14 protein-coding genes are annotated in these 17130 nt (G+C 65.2%); 2 read left to right on the top strand and 12 right to left on the bottom strand.

The genetic code is table 11. From position 1 onward, the window contains the following. Nucleotides 1-207 precede the first annotated feature (207 nt). Nucleotides 208-1794 carry an ammonium transporter gene (gene amt / locus H9639_RS09515; protein ID WP_318242048.1) on the top strand — a complete coding sequence of 529 codons (1587 nt, stop codon included), beginning with the start codon at nt 208-210 and terminating at the stop codon, nt 1792-1794. 80 nt (nt 1795-1874) lie between these two features. On the opposite strand, the gene H9639_RS09510 is transcribed toward amt, so the two are convergent. From H9639_RS09510 to H9639_RS09470, 9 genes are all read right to left on the bottom strand, one after another. Further along, entirely contained in the window at nt 1875-2153 is a 279-nt protein-coding gene (locus tag H9639_RS09510) for a putative quinol monooxygenase (protein WP_191807863.1), read from the bottom strand. Nucleotides 2154-2163: 10 nt separating this feature from the next. Then, nucleotides 2164-2661 carry a thioredoxin-dependent thiol peroxidase gene (gene bcp, locus H9639_RS09505; RefSeq protein WP_191807862.1) on the bottom strand — a complete coding sequence of 166 codons (498 nt, stop codon included), beginning with the start codon at nt 2659-2661 and terminating at the stop codon, nt 2164-2166. Nucleotides 2662-2707: 46 nt separating this feature from the next. Then, on the bottom strand, nt 2708-3892 hold the full coding sequence (locus H9639_RS09500; RefSeq protein ID WP_191807861.1) for a glycerate kinase: 1185 nt from the start codon (nt 3890-3892) through the stop codon (nt 2708-2710). Between the two features lie 70 nt (nt 3893-3962). Continuing rightward, the gene (gcl, locus tag H9639_RS09495; protein ID WP_191807860.1) at nt 3963-5741 is read right to left on the bottom strand and encodes a glyoxylate carboligase; all 1779 of its coding nucleotides are present in this window, start codon (nt 5739-5741) and stop codon (nt 3963-3965) included. A gap of 88 nt (nt 5742-5829) precedes the next feature. After that, on the bottom strand, nt 5830-6708 hold the full coding sequence (locus tag H9639_RS09490) for a 2-hydroxy-3-oxopropionate reductase (protein ID WP_191807859.1): 879 nt from the start codon (nt 6706-6708) through the stop codon (nt 5830-5832). Nucleotides 6709-6752: 44 nt separating this feature from the next. Then, nucleotides 6753-7553, bottom strand: coding sequence for a hydroxypyruvate isomerase family protein (locus tag H9639_RS09485; RefSeq protein ID WP_191807858.1), 801 nt, complete (start codon nt 7551-7553; stop codon nt 6753-6755). A 189-nt stretch (nt 7554-7742) separates the two neighbouring features. After that, a complete protein-coding gene (locus tag H9639_RS09480) occupies nt 7743-8555 on the bottom strand; it encodes a bifunctional allantoicase/(S)-ureidoglycine aminohydrolase (protein WP_191807857.1) in 813 nt (270 codons plus the stop codon). A 13-nt stretch (nt 8556-8568) separates the two neighbouring features. Continuing rightward, on the bottom strand, nt 8569-9843 hold the full coding sequence (locus H9639_RS09475; protein ID WP_191807856.1) for a DUF6986 family protein: 1275 nt from the start codon (nt 9841-9843) through the stop codon (nt 8569-8571). Nucleotides 9844-9846: 3 nt separating this feature from the next. Beyond that, on the bottom strand, nt 9847-11253 hold the full coding sequence (locus tag H9639_RS09470; protein ID WP_191807855.1) for an NAD(P)-dependent malic enzyme: 1407 nt from the start codon (nt 11251-11253) through the stop codon (nt 9847-9849). Between the two features lie 214 nt (nt 11254-11467). Here H9639_RS09470 and H9639_RS09465 point away from each other — a divergent pair, with 214 nt between their 5' ends. Beyond that, entirely contained in the window at nt 11468-12223 is a 756-nt protein-coding gene (locus H9639_RS09465; RefSeq protein ID WP_191807854.1) for an IclR family transcriptional regulator, read from the top strand. 80 nt (nt 12224-12303) lie between these two features. Here the strand turns inward: H9639_RS09465 and H9639_RS09460 are convergent, their stop codons facing one another. The 3 genes from H9639_RS09460 to H9639_RS09450 form a co-directional block, all read right to left on the bottom strand. Then, nucleotides 12304-13830, bottom strand: a complete 1527-nt coding sequence (locus H9639_RS09460) for a nucleobase:cation symporter-2 family protein (RefSeq protein WP_191808125.1) — start codon at nt 13828-13830, stop codon at nt 12304-12306. A gap of 230 nt (nt 13831-14060) precedes the next feature. Continuing rightward, a complete protein-coding gene (gene pucL, locus H9639_RS09455) occupies nt 14061-14969 on the bottom strand; it encodes a factor-independent urate hydroxylase (RefSeq protein ID WP_191807853.1) in 909 nt (302 codons plus the stop codon). Between the two features lie 631 nt (nt 14970-15600). Continuing rightward, nucleotides 15601-17130, bottom strand: a 1530-nt coding sequence (locus tag H9639_RS09450) for a transketolase-like TK C-terminal-containing protein (RefSeq protein ID WP_404799744.1), incomplete at its 5' end; no start/stop codon positions are given.

Raw genomic sequence — 17130 nt, 5'->3', positions numbered from 1 at the left:
ACACGTCTATGGGATCCGGCGGCCCACCACTCATGCGGTACGAGTTGGAAGCGGGGACCAGATGCGTGCACCCCTGGCAGGCGGCAGTAAACTTCTGAAGAACTTCCCAAAGACAGTTCAGGCAGTAGTCTCCGGACATAACACCGGAACGGAAGCAGTGCACTCCACCGTGAGTCGTTCGGCCGGCCGGGCCACGGGAGGCATGCGGTGAACGCGGCGGATACCGCCTGGGTCCTGGTCTGCGCGGGCCTGGTGCTCTTTATGACACCCGGGCTGGCGCTCTTCTACGGCGGCATGGTTCCGGTGCGGAACGTGCTGACCATGATGATGCAGAACATCATCCCGCTCGGCATCATCACGCTTACCTGGGTCCTGGTGGGATACACACTCGCCTTCAGCAACAAGGGCACCTCGGTGTTCGGTGAGTTCGACGCCTGGGCGCTGCTCAACGTGGACACACCCCAGTTCCACACCGTGGCAGCCGGGGTCACCATTCCCGCGCTCGCCTTCGTGGCCTACCAGATGATGTTCGCGATCATCACGCCGGCCCTGATCACGGGCGCGACGGCGGGGCGGCTGCGGTTCGCGGGGTGGGTGCTGTTCCTGACAGCCTTTTCGATCCTGGTGTATCCGCAGGTGGCCCGCTGGCTCTGGCATCCGAAAGGCTGGCTGGCCCAGCTCGGTGCCCAGGACTGGGCCGGAGGCATGGTGGTGCATGCGTCCGCGGGGGCTGCCGCCGTCGCCGTCCTGCTCGTGGTGGGCCGGCGCCGCGGCTGGCCACAGCTGAAGACCTCTCCCAACAATCTGCCGTTAATGCTCGTGGGCGCGGGAATTCTGTGGTTTGGCTGGTTCGGGTTCAACGCCGGCGACGGGCTGCAGGCTAACGCCATAGCGGCGCAGGCGCTGGTGAACACGCATGTTGCCGGCGGAGCGGCGATGCTGACGTGGCTGCTTGTGGAGCGGCTGACCAGCGGGTACGCAACTCTGGTTGGTGCGGTGTCCGGTGCTGTCGCCGGGCTGGCCACCATCACGCCCTGCGCAGGATTCGTGAACACGGGGTCGGCACTGATCATCGGGCTGATCGCCGGGTGTGTGTGCTGCTTCGCCGTGCGGCTCAAGCACCTGCTGCACTATGACGACGCGCTGGACGTCATTGCCGTGCACTTTGTCGGCGGGGTGACCGGGTCCTTTTTGCTTGGTTTCTTTGCCGACAGCGCCGTCAACCCGGTCAGCGACGACGGCGTGTTCGCCGGCGGGGGCGGGTACCTTCTCTGGCACCAGATCGTGGCGATCGTGTGCGTGGTCCTGTTTTCCTTCGTGGTCAGCTGGCTCATCGCGGCGCTGATCAGCCGGACCATCGGACTGCGCGAACCCGGTCCGGAGCAGGATTCGCTGGACCGGGTGCAGCAGGGGCAGGCTGGGTATTCGCTGGGCGGGATTACGGCCCGTCCAACCACCAGCGGCCGGGGTGCGGGGCCGGGACGCCAGACAGCCGGGGCGGTTCCGCCGCCGCGGCACCTGGTCAGCGCAATTGTGAACACCGACCGGATCGACGGGCTGCGCGATGCCCTGCTCATGGCGGGCGCCCGCTCACTGGAACTGATGGAAACAACGGTCTACACCGGCCGGGTCCGCACCGAGGTGTTCCGTTCCGAGGTACGGAAGCTGGACTTCGAGGACCGGCTGCGGGTCTACGCAGCCGTGGACGACGAACATGAAGAAGCGGTGGCCGCGGTACTGCGCCGGTTTGGCGCGGAACCGGACTCCATTCACCGGCTGGAGATCAGCCCGTAGGTCACCGGCTGGAGATCAGCCCGTGACGGTACCTCCCGAAGAAGCTGTGCTGTGCTTCCCCGGGAGGTACCGCGGGACAGTTAGCCGCGCGTGAGGGCCACCGGCTCAGCCAGCAGTGCGCTCAGGGATTCGTCCAGGTCCTGCTTGGCAGCACCCTTGGCATGGTTGGCGAGGTCCTCCTCGGAAGCCCACTGTTCGGTCAGGACAATCCGGTCCTCGGACTCTTCCGTGATCTCATAGCGCAGGCAGCCGGGCTCGGAAAGAACTTGTTCAATCGCGATATCCAGGGCCAGTTTCACGCGGAAGAACTCTCCGGGATTGGGGACGAAAACGGCGGTCAGGTCAACAGGTGCAGTCATAGGGACAACTTTAGATGCCCTTGGCCGCCAGTTCCTCACGCAGGGCAGCGACATGACCTGCAGCGTCGACCTGGTACTGGGCAAGGGCGACCCGGCCCTCGGCATCGATCACGACAGTGGAACGCAGCACACCCACGAGTTCCTGTCCGTTAATGACCTTCGGTCCCCAGGCCCCGTAGGCACGGGCAACGGAGTTGTCCTCGTCCGAAAGAAGCGGGAAGGTGAGGCTGAGGTCTTCAGTAAAGTCCGCCAGAGCCTGCAGCGGGTCGGGGGAGATACCCAGAACCTCGTAGCCGGCACCCTGCAGCGAGGCCAGGTTATCGCGGAAGTCGCACGCTTCAGTGGTGCAGCCAGGCGTCGCGGCCTTGGGATAGAAATAGACGATGACGTTCCTGCCCCGGTAATCGGCGAGGGACACCTGCCTGCCGGTTGCGTCAGGCAGTGTGAAACCGGGGGCTTCGCTGCCGGGGGAGAGGCGGAGCGGGGACTGGGACTGTGTCGTGGCCATGAGGATCCTTTGGTTGGGGTCGGTAGATAGTTCCGGAGCGGCGCGGTCAGCGGGTTTCGGCTGGTTCTGGCCGGGATTCACCGGTGAGGGGCCCGCCGATAAGCTGACCGGCGATGGCAGACCCCACCTGTTCCAGGAGCGGTCCGGCGCCGGCCATGCATTTATCGGTGTCGGGTTCCAGATCGGTCAGGGCATAGGCGCGGTCGAACCCGGCCGCCCGGACCTGCTGATCGTGCAGGGTGCTGCGCCCGCAGACCGCGATGGCCGGAACACCCGCTGCGGCAGCCGCCCGGGCAACCCCCAGGGGGGTCTTGCCAAGCAGGCTTTGCTCATCGAGGCTGCCTTCGCCGGTAATAACGAGGTCCGCACCGGACAACCGGTCCGCCAGTCCGGTGAATTCCAGGACGACGTCGATGCCTGGCCGGCGGTCGGCAGCGAGGACCGCGAGTGCGGCGTAACCGACACCGCCGGCGGCTCCCGCCCCGGGAGCGTGGGCGGCGTCCAGGGCCCGCGGTCCAAAGTGGGAGCCGAGGACCTGCACGAAATTCGCCAGGGCGGCATCGAGCAGCTGGACGTCTTCCGCGCAAGCGCCCTTCTGCGGACCAAAAACCGCCGCGGCGCCGTCGGGTCCCAACAGCGGATTATCCACATCGCTGGCCAGCACAAAGTGTGTCTGCCGCAGACGGGGATCAAAACCGGACGAATCGATGCCGGCGAGCCGAAGCAGGGCAGCGCCGCCGCCTTCCAGCTCCTTTCCGTCAGCGTCCAGCAGGCGGGCACCGAGTCCCTGCAGGATCCCGGCCCCGCCGTCGGTGTTGGCACTGCCGCCGACGCCGAGAATGATCCGGGTGCAGCCGGCGTCCAGGGCAGCGCGAATCAGCTCCCCGGTTCCCCGGGAGCTGGCCCGCAGCGCGTCCTTGACGCCCGCGGGCAGCACCGCAAGGCCGGAGGCGGTGGCCATCTCAATGACCGCTTCACCGCCGCGGACCGCGAAGTCCGCTCTCAGCGGTTCCCCGGTCGGCCCGCTGACCAGGGCACTGCGGCGGGTAAAGCCGGTGGCGACGGCGGCATCCAGGGTGCCTTCACCGCCGTCGGCCACCGGAATCCCGTCAATGTCCCAGGCTTGTCCGGCCGGCAGCGGCACCGACTGGAGGCCGGCGGCCAGGTGCGCGGCAACCTCCGGGGCGGTCAGTGACCCCTTGAACTTGTCCGGTGCTATGACCACGCGCATGCCGGTACTTCCTTTCGACGAATCAGGTGTCCCGGGGCAGCCCGGAAGGGCCGCCCCGGGACAGGAAATGCTAGTCCAGCAGCGCCACGGTTGCGGTCGGCGCGTCCTGGGAGCGTTCGGCCAGGTCCTCAAACTCGTTGACGTTGTCCAGCTCGGTGCCCATGGAGATGTTGGTGACCTTCTCGAGGATTACTTCCACCACCACCGGAACCCGGAACTCACCCATCAGTGCCTTGGCCTTCTCGAAAGCGGCCGGCAGATCGTCCGGGTTCTTCACCCGGATGGCCTTGCAGCCCAGACCCTCGGCGACCTTGAGGTGGTCCACTCCGTAGCCGTCCGTTTCCGGCGAGTTGATGTTCTCAAACGCCAGGGACACGTTCTGCTCCATCTTGAACCCGCGCTGGGCCTGCCGGATCAGCCCCAGATAGGAGTTGTTCACCACCACGTGGATGTACGGCAGGTTGAACTGCGCCCCGACCGCCAGCTCCTCGATCATGAACTGGAAATCGTAGTCACCGGAGAGAGCAACCACTGTCTCGTCCGGCTTGCCGCGGACCACACCCAGTGCCGCCGGACCGGTCCAGCCCAGCGGGCCGGCCTGTCCTGCGTTGATCCAGCGGCGCGGTCCGTAAACGTGCAGCATCTGGGCACCGGCGATCTGGGAGAGCCCGATGGTGGTCACATAGGTGGTGTCCCGGCCGAAGGACCGGTTCATTTCCTGGTAGACGCGCTGGGGCTTGATCGGGACGTTCTCGAAGTGGGTTTTGCGCTGCAGTGAGCCCTTGCGCTGGGCGCACTCGGCAACCCAGGACGCGTAATCCGGCAGCTTCCCGTCCCGCTGGCGTTCCTTGACCAGTTCCAGCAGCCCGTCCAGGGCAGCGCCGGCATCCGAGGTAATGCCCAGGTCCGGAGAGAAAACCCGGCCGATCTGGGTGGGCTCAATGTCAACGTGCACGAAGGTGCGCCCGGCAGTGTACTTCTCGAGGCCGCCGGTGTGGCGGTTGGCCCAGCGGTTGCCGATGCCGATCACAAAGTCTGAGGCCAGCAGGGTCTCGTTGCCGTAGCGGTGGGAGGTCTGCAGCCCCACCATGCCGGCCATCAGGGGATGATCATCCGGAATGGAGCCCCAGCCCATCAGGGTCGGAATCACCGGAATGTTGAGCAGTTCCGCCAGTTCCACCAGCTGCTCGGAGGCCCGGGCATTGATGACGCCGCCCCCGGCCACGATCAGCGGCCGGCTCGAGGCGGTGAGCAGGTTCAGGGCCTTCTCCAGCTGGGTACGGGAGGCCTTCGGCTTCTCGACGGGCAGCGGCTCATAGGCATCGATGTCGAATTCGATCTCTGCCATCTGCACGTCGAACGGCAGATCCAGCAGCACCGGTCCGGGACGCCCGGAGCGCATCAGCGCGAAGGCTTTCTGGAAGGCGCCGGGCACCTGGCCGGGTTCCAGGACGGTCATGGCCATCTTGGTGACGGGCTTGGCGATGGACTCAATGTCCACGGCCTGGAAGTCTTCCTTGTGCAGCTTGGCCACGGGTGCCTGGCCGGTGATGCAGAGCATCGGAATGGAATCTGCCCAGGCGGCGTAAAGCCCGGTGATCATATCGGTGCCGGCCGGGCCGGAGGTGCCGATGCAGATGCCGATGTTGCCGTCCTGCGCGCGGGAGTAGCCGTCCGCCATGTGGGAGGCACCTTCCACGTGGCGGGCCAGGGTGTGGCGGATGCCGCCGTGCTCCCGCATGGCCGCATAGAAGGGGTTGATGGCTGCCCCTGGCAGGCCGAACGCCTCAGTGGCACCCTCCTTGGCCAGGATGGCGACAGCCGCGTCTACGGTGCGCATCTTAGTCATGCTGTTCTCCTTGAAAGTCTGCTTGGGTGCTGGTGTGCCGGGCAGGAAGGCCCGGGGGCAGCCGGTGGGAGGGTGGGTACGCCGGGGATTAGTCGCGGCCGCTGAGCTTGAGGGTCTGCTTGAACAGGCCGGAGTGGTCCAGGCCGCCGTCGCCCTGGTTGACCGTGGCGGCCACGAGCTGGGCGGCGATGGCGCCGAGCGGCAGTGCAACGTTGGCCTCGCGGGCGGCGGAGGTCACGATGCCCAGGTCTTTGTGGTGCAGGGCGAGCCGGAAACCGGGTTCGAAGTTGCGGTCCAGCATTTTCTGCCCCTTCTGGTCCAGGACCTTGGAACCGGCCAGACCGCCGCCGAGGACCTTGAGGGCGGCGTCGGTGTCCACGCCATAGGCCTCCAGGAAGGCGATGGCTTCGCCGAGGACCTCGATGTTGACGGCGACGATCAGCTGGTTGGCAGCCTTGACCGTCTGGCCGGAGCCGGCCGGGCCCACATGGACGATGGTTTTCCCGACGGCGTTAAGTACGTCCTGGGCGGCTTCGAAGTCAGCGGCTTCTCCGCCGACCATGATGGACAGAGCCGCATCAATTGCACCCTGCTCGCCGCCGGAGACCGGTGCGTCGAGCGCCCGGATACCCGCGGCCTTTGCCTCATCGGCAAGCCGCTTGGCAACGTCCGGGCGGATGCTGCTGGCATCGATCCACAGGGTGCCCTGCTTGGCGTTGGCGAAAACGCCGTCCGGCCCGGAAACAACACCCTCGACGTCGGGGGAGTCCGGCACCATGGTGATGACGACGTCGGCGTCCTTCACGGCCTCGGCAATGCTGCCGGCGCCGGAGCCGCCTTCGGCGACGAGCTTGTCGATCTTGTCCTGGCTGCGGTTGAATCCGGTGACGCTGTGCCCGGCCTTGACCAGGTTGATGGCCATGGGCAGGCCCATGATTCCGAGTCCGATGACTGCAACGTTGCTCATGAGGTTTCCTTTGCTGAAGTGTGTGGCTGCCGGGAAGGCAGGGGTTAGTTGGAGACCGGCTGGCGGATGGTCCAGCTGAAGGCGGTCTGCGCCGGTTCCTTGTATTCCAGGCCGATGGCGCCGGTGTAGCCGAGTTCGCGGCTGCGGGCGATCCACTCGCCGAGGGGCAGCGCGCCGGTTCCGGGAGCACCGCGGCCGGGGCTGTCCGCGATCTGGATGTGCCCGAAGTCCTTGGCGTGGTTTTCGATGACGGCGGCAACGTCGTCGCCGTTGACCGCCAGGTGGTAGAAGTCCGCGAGAAGCTTGATGTTCTCCGCGCCGGTTTCCTCCTTGACCCGGGCGATGACCGCAAGTGCGTCCGCTGCCGTCAGGAGCGGGTAGCGGGCGGCGCCGCTGACCGGCTCCAGCAGGACCGTGCCGCCAATGCGGGCGACGCCCTGTGCGGCCGCGGCCAGGTTCTTCACGGCCAGCGTGTCCTGCTCCTCCGGAGTGAATTCCTCCTGGCGGTTGCCGTAGAGGGCGTTGAAGGAGGTGCAGCCCAGGCGCTCGCCGATGCCCGCGACGACGTCGATGTTGTCCTTGAATTCGGAGCAGCGGCCCTTCCACGAGACCAGGCCGCGGTCGCCGGCAGGCATGTCGCCGGCATTGAAGTTCAGACCCGTGAGCTGGACGCCGGCGTCGGTGATTGCCGTCTCGAATTCCGTGACCTGGGCGTCGGAGGGCACCGAGGTGTCGAAGGGCCACCAGAACTCGACGGCGTCGAAGCCTGCGGCCTTGGCGGCGGCGGGGCGTTCGAGCAGCGGCAGTTCGGTCAGAAGGATTGAGCAGTTCACGGAATACGTCATTGGGTTCCTTCAGGAGGGAGGGGGCGTACCCCCGGCGTCTGTTTTCATACTTTTCATATTGTGGAAACAATATCTTGCTATGTGAAAAGCCTAGGATGCAGCGGCGGCGGAGTCAACCCCTGCGCCGGTGCTTAAAACAGCTGCACCCCGGCCGCGGCGGCCGGGGTGCAGAAGTAAGGCGCAGAGCGGTTAGGTCAGGCGGATCTGCCGGTTGACGTCCTTGTACAGCAGGTAGCGGAAGTTCCCCGGCCCGCCGGCGTAACAGGCCTGCGGGCAGAAGGCGCGCAGCCACATAAAGTCCCCGGCCTCCACCTCCACCCAGTCGTCGTTGAGCCGGTAGACGGCCTTGCCCTCCAGGACGAAAAGCCCGTGCTCCATCACGTGGGTTTCCGCGAACGGGATGGAGGCCCCGGGCCGGAAGGTCACAATGTTGACGTGCATGTCATGGGCCAGGTCATTGGGGTCGGCAAACCGCGTGGTGGCCCAGGCTCCGTCCGTGTCCGGCATGGGAGTGGGCTCCACCTCCTGGTCGCTGGTCACGAATGACTTCGCCGTGAAGCCTTCCAGCGGCTCGTAGGCCTTGCGGATCCACTGGAAGCTGGCGATTTCATCCGAGGAATTGCGCAGGCTCCAGTCCGCTCCGGCCGCAAGATAGGCGTAGCCGCCTGCTTCCAGGTGGTGTGTCTCGCCGTCGAGCTCCAGGGTCAGGCTGCCCTGGGTGAGGAAGATGACCCCCTCCACCCCCGCTTCAGGTTCCGGTTTGTCCGAGCCGCCGCCGGGGCCGACTTCGACAATGAGCTGGCTGAACGTGGTGGCAAAGCCGGCGATGGGCCGGGCGAGGATCCAGGACCGGGTGTTCTCCCACCCCGGGAGGTTGGAGGTGACAATGTCGCGCAGCACACCCTTGGGGATGACGGTGTAGGCCTCCTTGACCACGGCGCGGTCGGTCAGGAGCTGGGTCTGGGGCGGCAGGCCGCCCTGCGGGTAGAAATAATTGCTCATCAAGGTGCTCCTCTTAATTGACGGCCGGGCTGGCGAGCCGCGGGTGGGCCAGCGTGGTGAGCTGGGACAGCTCGACGCCGGCCTGGGACAGGACTTCCTCTGGGCTCAAAGCCCCGCACTGGACACCCCGCAGAATGAACCCGGCCAGGGCACGTGCCGTGGCAGGTTCATCCATCACACCGCTTCCGGTCTGCTCAACGTAGTTGCGCAGGCGGAGTGCAGCCGCGGGCAGGCCCTCGCGGTAGAAGGCGTAGGTGGCCGTGAACCGGCTGGGCAGCTGGGCTGCGTGCAAATCCCAGCCCTGGTAGTAACCCCGTTCCAGTGACCTGCGCACCAGCCTGCCGTGCAGTTTCCAGGCGTTCTCCGTGTTGTCGCCGACGGGAATCACGTTGGTGGAGCCGTCGGACAGCCGGATGCCCGTGCCGGCCACCGCCAGCTGCATGATTTCCTTGGCGAGGTCCGCCACGGGGTGTTCCATGGACTGGTATTCCGCAGCGATCTGCAGTGACGCCGAGTAATCGTAGGTGCCGTAGTGCAGGGCACTGATCCGGCCGGGGACAGCGTGCGGAAGCTGTGCGACCGGGGACGTACCGTCCGCGCCGAGGATCAGCTGCGGTGTTTCCACCTGGACCTCGAACTTCAGCCGGCCCGCCGGGAGGGAGTGGATCTGCTCCAGGCGGGAGACGGCGTCGTCCATGGCCCTGACCTGATCCACGGTGGTGACCTTGGGCAGGGTGAGGACCAGCCCTGCCGGCAGTTCCCCGGCGCGGGCCAGGGTGGAGACGAACAGGTCAAGGGTCCGCAGCCCGCGGGCGCGGGTGGGTGCCTCGAAGCACTTGAAGCGGATGCCGATGAACGGCGGTGCCGTCCCGGCCTCCACCGCTGCGGCCACCGCTTTGGCTGCGGCGACGGCGTCGTCGTCTTCGGCGTCATCGCCGCGGTCGCCATAGCCGTCCTCGAAGTCCAGGCGGAGATCCTCGATGGGTTCTTCGGCCAGTTTCCGGGCGACGCGGGAGGCCACGGCGGTTCCGAGTTTCGGTTCCAGGCCCAGCAGTCCGCCGAGCCGTTCCAGGCCGCCGTGGTCTTCCACCGCGGCCGCGGCCTGCGCTCCCCAGTCAGCAGCAAACGACGGCGTGAACCGGTCTGCGGGGACATAAACGGTGTGGATTGGCTGCCGGGTGCCGTCATCACCCGGGTAGTTCTGCTCCAGGAAACGGTCCGTCTCCTGGAGGGAGGCATTGATCCGGTCCAGGTCCTGCGGGGTCAGGGACGCGAGGTGTTTTGCCATGGCTCAGCCGACCAGTTCAGCGGTGCGGGCGGAGTGGGCTGCACCTGCGACGGCGGCGGCGACGTCGGCTGCGACCTGGGGGTCGAAAACGCTCGGAATGATGTAGCTGGCGTTGAGCTCATCGTCAGCCACCCGGTCCGCGATCGCCTGGGCGGCGGCCACCAGCATCTCCGGGGTGATGTCGGAGACTCCGGCATCCAGCAGGCCGCGGAAGAATCCCGGGAAGGCCAGAACATTGTTGATCTGGTTCGGGAAGTCGCTGCGTCCGGTGGCGACAACGGCGGCGTGCCGGGCGGCGACGGCGGGGTCGATCTCCGGGGTGGGGTTGGCCATGGCGAAAACGATGGCCTTCTCCGCCATGGCGGCGACCTGCTCTTCGCCGATGACGTGGGGTGCGCTCACGCCAATGAAGACGTCTGCACCGGTGAGGGCCTCGTGCAGGGTGCCGGAGAACCCTTCCTCATTGGTGTTCGCGGCGATCCAGGCCCGGTGATCGTCGTCGTAGCTGACGCCGGAGTGAATGGCACCAGAGCGGCCGGCGGCAATGATGTGCTCTGCGCCCTGGGCCTTGAGCAGCTGGATGATGGCTGATCCCGCCGCGCCGACGCCGGAGACGACAATCCGGACTTCGGAGAGCTTCTTGCCAACCACCCGCAGCGCATTGACCAGGGCGGCCAGCGTGACGATGGCGGTTCCGTGCTGATCGTCATGGAAGACCGGAATATCCAGTTCCTCGCGGAGCCGGTTTTCGATTTCGAAGCAGCGCGGCGCCGCGATGTCCTCCAGGTTCACACCGCCGTAAACGGGTGCCAGCGCCTTGACGATGCGGATGATCTCCTCGGTGTCCTGCGTGTCCAGGCACACCGGCCACGCGTCCACATTGGCGAACTGCTTGAACAGTGCGGCCTTGCCTTCCATGACCGGCAGCGCCGCGGCCGGTCCGATGTTGCCCAGGCCCAGCACGGCGGACCCATCGGTGACGACGGCGATGGTGTTGCGCTTGATGGTCAGGTTGCGGGCTGCATCGGGGTTTTCGGCGATGGCCAGGCAGACCCGGGCAACGCCGGGCGTGTAGGCCCGGGAAAGATCATCGCGGTTGTTCAGCGTGACCTTCGGCGTTACCTGGAGCTTGCCGCCGAGGTGCATCAGGAACGTCCGGTCCGAAACATTGCGGACGGTGACACCTTCCAGGCGGTTGAGGGCGTCCTCCACCTGACGGGCGTGCTCATCGCCGGTGGTGTCGCAGGTGACGTCGACGACGATGGTTTCGTGGCGGGACTCGGTGACGTCCAGTGCGGTAACGGCGGCACCGGCGGCAGCGGCTGCGGCTGCGAGTTCGCTGGTGGCGGTGAAACCGGAGGGTGCCTCCACCCGCAGGGTGATCGAGTTGCCGGGGCCGGGATTTGCCATTGGGATTCCTCCATGTGTTGGCCCTCGAAGGGGGCTGGGTCTGCTCGGTATCTCGAAGTTATTTCGTATTATGGACATTATTATCTACTCTGTGGAAATACAACCCACTCGGGAAGTATGTTCACGGGAAACCTGCGCTCCGCAGGGAAGCTCGATAGAGTAATTTCACGATGTGGATAAGCGTCGGAAACTAAACTGGTAGGAGTTCTGCGTTATGGGCGAAAAAGCCCCGGGCGGCGTGCAGTCTGTTGAACGCGTTTTCGAGCTGCTGGAGCTCATTACTGATGCCGGGGGAGATGTCACCCTCAGCGAGCTTTCGGCCTCCACCGACTTGCCCCTCCCCACCATTCACCGGCTGCTGCGCACCCTGGTCACGCTTGGCTATATCCGGCAGCTGCCGAACCGCCGCTATGCCCTGGGCCCCCGGCTCATCCGCCTGGGCGAAGGAGCGAACAAACAGCTCGGCGCGCTGGCCCGGCCCCAGCTGAAGTCCCTGGTGGACCAGCTCGGCGAGACCGCCAACATGGCGGTCCTGGACTCCGACATGGTCCTCTACGTGGCCCAGGTGCCCTCGCTGCACTCCATGCGTATGTTTACCGAGGTGGGCCGGCGCGGGTTTATGCATGCCACCGGAATGGGCAAGGCCATCCTGGCGGAGCTCGACGACGACACGGTGCGCGGGATCGCTGCCCGCAAGGGCCTGCCCACTCCCACGCCGAAAAGCATCGGCGACATCGAATCATTGCTGGCTGAACTGAACCTGATCCGCGAACGCGGTTACTCCATTGATGAAGAGGAGCAGGAGATAGGCGTCCGGTGTTTTGCGATGGCAATCCCCGGCGCCCCGACCCCTGCCGCCATTTCCGTCTCCGGTCCGGTTTCCCGCGTGGATGGGTCCTTCGCGGAACGGGCCGTTCCGCTGCTGCGTGAGGCTGCGCAGGCCATTTCCGAGGAACTCAACCAGCACTGAGTCCGGTGCGGTGGAGTTGAGGCCCTGATCGATACGGTCAGGGCCTCAACTGGTTCTTGGGCTGTTCCGCGGGGAAGCGCTTACGTTCCGGGGGTTCCCGGGGCAGTGGCGGGTTTCGGCGCCTCGGGATCGATGGGAACCACGTTGCCGTCGCAGTCGATCAGCTGGCCGTTCTCATAACGGTCGCCTTCAGCCAGGCATTTGAGATCCTCTTCCCGGATGACCCGGCCGGTGCCGGCGGCGAAGACCGAAGAGTTCTCCGAGTTGCCGGCCTTGAGGTGGTTGAAGAGAAGGTTCAGCGCGATCGCCATGAGGGCGGAGGAGCTGATGCCGGAGTGGAAGATGGTGCCGAACCAGGCCGGGAAGGCATCGTAGAAGGTCGGTGCGGCGATGGGGAGCATGCCGAACCCGATGGAGGTGGCCACGATGATCAGGTTCATGTTGTTCTTGTACTCGACCTTGGCCAGGGTGCGGATGCCGCTGGCTGCGACCGTTCCGAACAGGACAATTCCGGCCCCGCCCAGTACGGCTGTGGGGACGGCTGCGATGAGGCGGCCCATGATCGGCAGCAGGCCCAGCAGGACCAGGATTACGCCGCCGGCGGCCACCACGTAGCGGCTCTTGATTTTGGTGACGGCGACCAGCCCTACGTTCTGGGCGAAGGCACTCTGGGTGAAGGATCCGAAGACCGGCGCCACCAGGCTGGAGGCCATGTCGGCGCGCAGTCCTGCCGCAATGCGCTTGGAATCAGTCCGGGTGCCCACAATCTCGCCGACGGCCAGGATATCGGCCATCGTTTCGGTCAGGATCACCAGGACCACAATCAGCATTGAGATAATGGCGGCGACTTCAAAGGTGGGCGCTCCCAGGTGGAACGGCGTCGGGAAAGCGACGATCGGGCCCTCGCCGACCTTGGAGAAGTCAGCTACTCCGGCGACGACGGCAATGAGGGTGCCGATGACCATCGCCAGCAGAATGGACAGCCGGGAGATCGTTGCGCTGCCAACCTTGCTGAGCAACAGGACCAGGGCAAGCGTGACGCCGGCCAGTCCAATGTTGGCCACACTGCCGTAGTCCTCGGCCGTCCTGTTTCCGCCCATGGCCCAGTTCGCGGCGACGGGCATCAGCGTCAGGCCAATGGTGGTGATGACGGTGCCGGTGACCACCGGCGGGAAGAACCGGACAATCCGGGAGAATACCGGGGCGATCAGCAGGCCGATCGCTGCGGAGACAATGACGGCGCCGAAGACGGCCGGAAGGCCGCCCCCGCCGGAGACAATGGCGACCATGGTGGCGACGCTGGCGAAGGACACCCCCTGCACCAGGGGCAGCTGCGACCCGAAGAAGGGGATGCCAAGCGTCTGCAGCAGGGTGGCAAGTCCGCCCATAAAGAGCGCCGCGGCGATCAGGATTCCAATATCGGCGGAGGACAGTCCGGCCGCCTGGCCGATGATGAGGGGAACCGCAATGATGCCCCCGTACATGGTCAGGACATGCTGGAAGCCGTAGGCGAAGGTGCTTCCGAGGGGAAGCCGTTCGTCTTCCGGACGGTGGGAGGGTTGGTGGCTGCGACGCTGCAGGGTTTCGCCGTTCCGGCGGGATTTCATGGTCATAGCAGACTTCCTTGGTTCATGGCAGACGTCTTCGTCTATCTGAAAAGGTCTGGCTAACAAAATGAGGCTGCAGGGTGCACCGCCGGTGCCGGCGGTGCACCCTTTGGATGTGGTGCGGAGTGAGTGTGCTCAAAGCACGCTGTGTTGCCTGTACTGCTTGTATTGCTCGTATTGCTTGTGGTGCGGTGCAGCGGCTTGTGCCGCTGAGTGGGACGGCCCCCGGCTTAGCAGAATCCAGCGATGCCGGTCCACGCGATGTCTGCGCTGGCGGCGTCCTCGCGCGTGACGGTGGCTTCGATCAGTCCGTAGGGCCGGTCTGCGGCAAAGAACACCTCGTTGGGGTTATCGAGACCGAACGGGGAGAGATCCACCAGGAAGTGGTGTTTGTTGGGCATGGAGAACTTGATCTCGTCGATGTCGCTGTGCGCTTCAAGGACCTTGCTTCCCATGTCGAACAGTGTCTGCTGCAGGGCGTGGGAGTACTTCTCGGTGAAACCTTCCAGCAGCAAGCCACGCACGTCGTTGTAGCTCTTGTTGAAGTCCACCTTGCTGAAGTCCGTGCCCGTCTTGAAGCGCCAGCGGGCGGCGATGTCCGTGGCGAGGATGCGGTCGGTGGTCTCCTGCAGGGTGGTGTAGCGGTCCTTCGGATAACCGGTGAAGCCCGATTCCGTCGACTTCAGGACGGTGAGGTCCCGCAGCCCCGCAATCAGGTGGTTGGTGTCGCCCTCGCGGACCAGGACCGCGGTGCGGACCTCCTGGCCGTTGCGCACAAAGGAGTGGTCGTGCCCGGTTCCCTGGGCCTGGATACGGTCCCAGCTGTACGCCTCGGCTTCCCAGCGGCCGCCGGTGACCCAGTCGAAGCTGGAGGTGAAGTGGTCGCCCAGGCGCAGAAGCAGCGACTCCGGTGCCCCGATGCCATCCCGGGCGAAGGCGTAGATGGTGTTCTTCTGGGTGTCGGTGGGGACTACGTGGCCGTTGTCGCCCTCCAGGTGGGCCGCGGAAAAATCGCCCCGCAGCTGGGAAGTTACGTTGAGATCTTCGATCTCGTGCCGGGCGGTGTCCCTCGAGATCTTGACGACCCGGACTTCGGCTTTGCCGAACTGGTTGTCTCCCAAGATGATTTTGCTGCTCATGACCTTCTCCAAACTTCCGCTATATGGAAACAAGTTTTCATACTGAAATTGGGTATGAAGCTCTGTATCTACACACCCTTTGGATCGGCCCATAAAAAATGAGCCGACATCGATAGATGTCAGCTCATTACAACCCTGCCTGCTGCTCCCAGGTTACGTGACGTGGGTCACGAAGTAGCCTTCACAGTACCCGAGGCGCCCTGCCACGTAAATCCCCTCTGCCGGTTTTTCTGCCTGGTGTTTTAAGAATCCCTTTTGCGTGCGGACCCCTTGACCAGTCAAAGCGGCGGGAGTTACTGTTTTTCACAGAACAAGAATCTTTTTCCACTTTGTGGAAGCAAGAAGTTGTGGAAGGAAGTGAGTCAAGGTGTCCCCTGAAACAGAGAAGACAGCTAAGCCGCCGGTACTGAAGTCCGTGGCGGCCCAGGAATTCTATTTCCCGGCAGGCGGGGGTGCAGATCCGGACTTTTTCCTGCCCATCCGGCGGAAAGGTACCGTGGAGCGTTTCCGCTGGCTGAAGTGGCGCCCATTCAACCGCCGGCGTGCTGCGGAGTAGATGTCCTGCAGAACCGGCAACGCCCCCGAAGGGGTGCCCCTGAGTCAGGGCCACCCCTTCGGGGGCGTTTTGGGTTTACGCGTCGCCGCCGGCGCCGCCGGTGGTCCCGGCGTTGACCTCCAGGAGCTTGTAGCGGTCCATGGCGTAGGCGGGGATGTCCGAGCCAACGGAGCCGCTTGCGGCCAGCAGTGCCAGGGTGCGGACCACTATGGAGTGCGTATCGTTCTTGAAGTAGCGGCGGGCGGCGGCACGGGTATCCGAGAACCCGAAGCCGTCGGCACCCAGTGACGCGAACTCGTTCGGCACGAACTGCCGGATCTGGTCCGGAACAGCCTTCATATAGTCGGTGACAGCGACAACCGGGCCTTCGGTTCCGGCGAGCTGCTGGGTGACGAAGGGTACTCGCCGCTCGGCGCCCGGGTTCAGGAACGCTTCCTCCTCGGCGGCCAGGCCGTCGCGGCGCAGTTCGGTCCAGGATGTCACCGACCAGACATCGGCGGAGACTCCCCAATCCTCGGCCAGCAGCTTCTGCGCCTCCAGTGCCCATGGAACAGAGACGCCGGAGGCCAGGATCTGGGTTTTGGGGCCCTCGGCCGCCGATTCAGCTACTCGGTAAATGCCCCTAATGACACCTTCCACATCCAGGTTCTCCGGCTCGGCCGGCTGGATAATCGGTTCGTTGTAGACCGTGAGGTAATACATCAGGTTCCGGTCCTCGGATCCTTCGCCATACATCTCTTCGAGGCCGCGGCGCATGATGTGCCCGATCTCGTAGCCGTAAGCCGGATCGTAGGTCTTCACCGCGGGGTTGGTGGAGGCCAGGATCGGCGAGTGGCCATCGGCATGCTGCAGTCCCTCGCCGGTCAGCGTGGTGCGTCCGGCGGTCGCGCCAATGACGAAGCCTCGGGTCAGCTGGTCGGCCGCCGCCCAGAACGAATCGCCCGTCCGCTGGAAGCCGAACATCGAGTAGAACACGTACACCGGTACCAGCGGTTCGCCGTGGGTGGCGTAGGCAGTGCCGGCAGCGGTGAAGGCCGCGACGGCTCCGGCCTCATTAATGCCGGGATGGATCAGCTTCCCGGCGGGTGATTCCTTATACGCGAGCATAAGGTCGCGGTCCACGGACAGGTAGTTCTGGCCATCGGGGTTGTAGATCTTCGCGGACGGGAAGAAAGCGTCCATGCCGAAGGTGCGCGATTCATCCGGCACGATGGGAACCAGCCGGTCACCGAAGTCCTTGTCCCGCATGAGGTCCTTGAGCAGGCGGACGAAGGCCATGGTGGTGGCCGCCATCTGCTTCCCTGAGCCCTTCTTGGCGACCGCGTAGGAGCTGGCTGCCGGCAGTTTGACCGGGGCGTGCTTCTCGCGGCGCTCGGGCACGTTGCCGCCGAGCTCGCGGCGGCGCTCGAGCAGGTACTTGATCTCCGGGGAGTCAACACCGGGGTGGTAGTACGGCGGGGCGTACGGATCGGCTTCGAGCTGCTCATCCGTAATGGGGATCCGCAGGTGATCACGGAAGGCCTTGAGGTCCTCCAGGGTCAGCTTCTTCATCTGGTGGGTCGCGTTGCGGCCCTCGAAGTGCGTGCCCAGGCCGTAGCCCTTGAC

The organism is Arthrobacter gallicola, assembly GCF_014836775.1.
Classification (GTDB): domain Bacteria; phylum Actinomycetota; class Actinomycetes; order Actinomycetales; family Micrococcaceae; genus Arthrobacter_B; species Arthrobacter_B gallicola.
The sequence above is the reverse complement of the archived record's forward strand: the minus strand, read 5'-3'. Positions and strand labels throughout refer to the sequence as shown.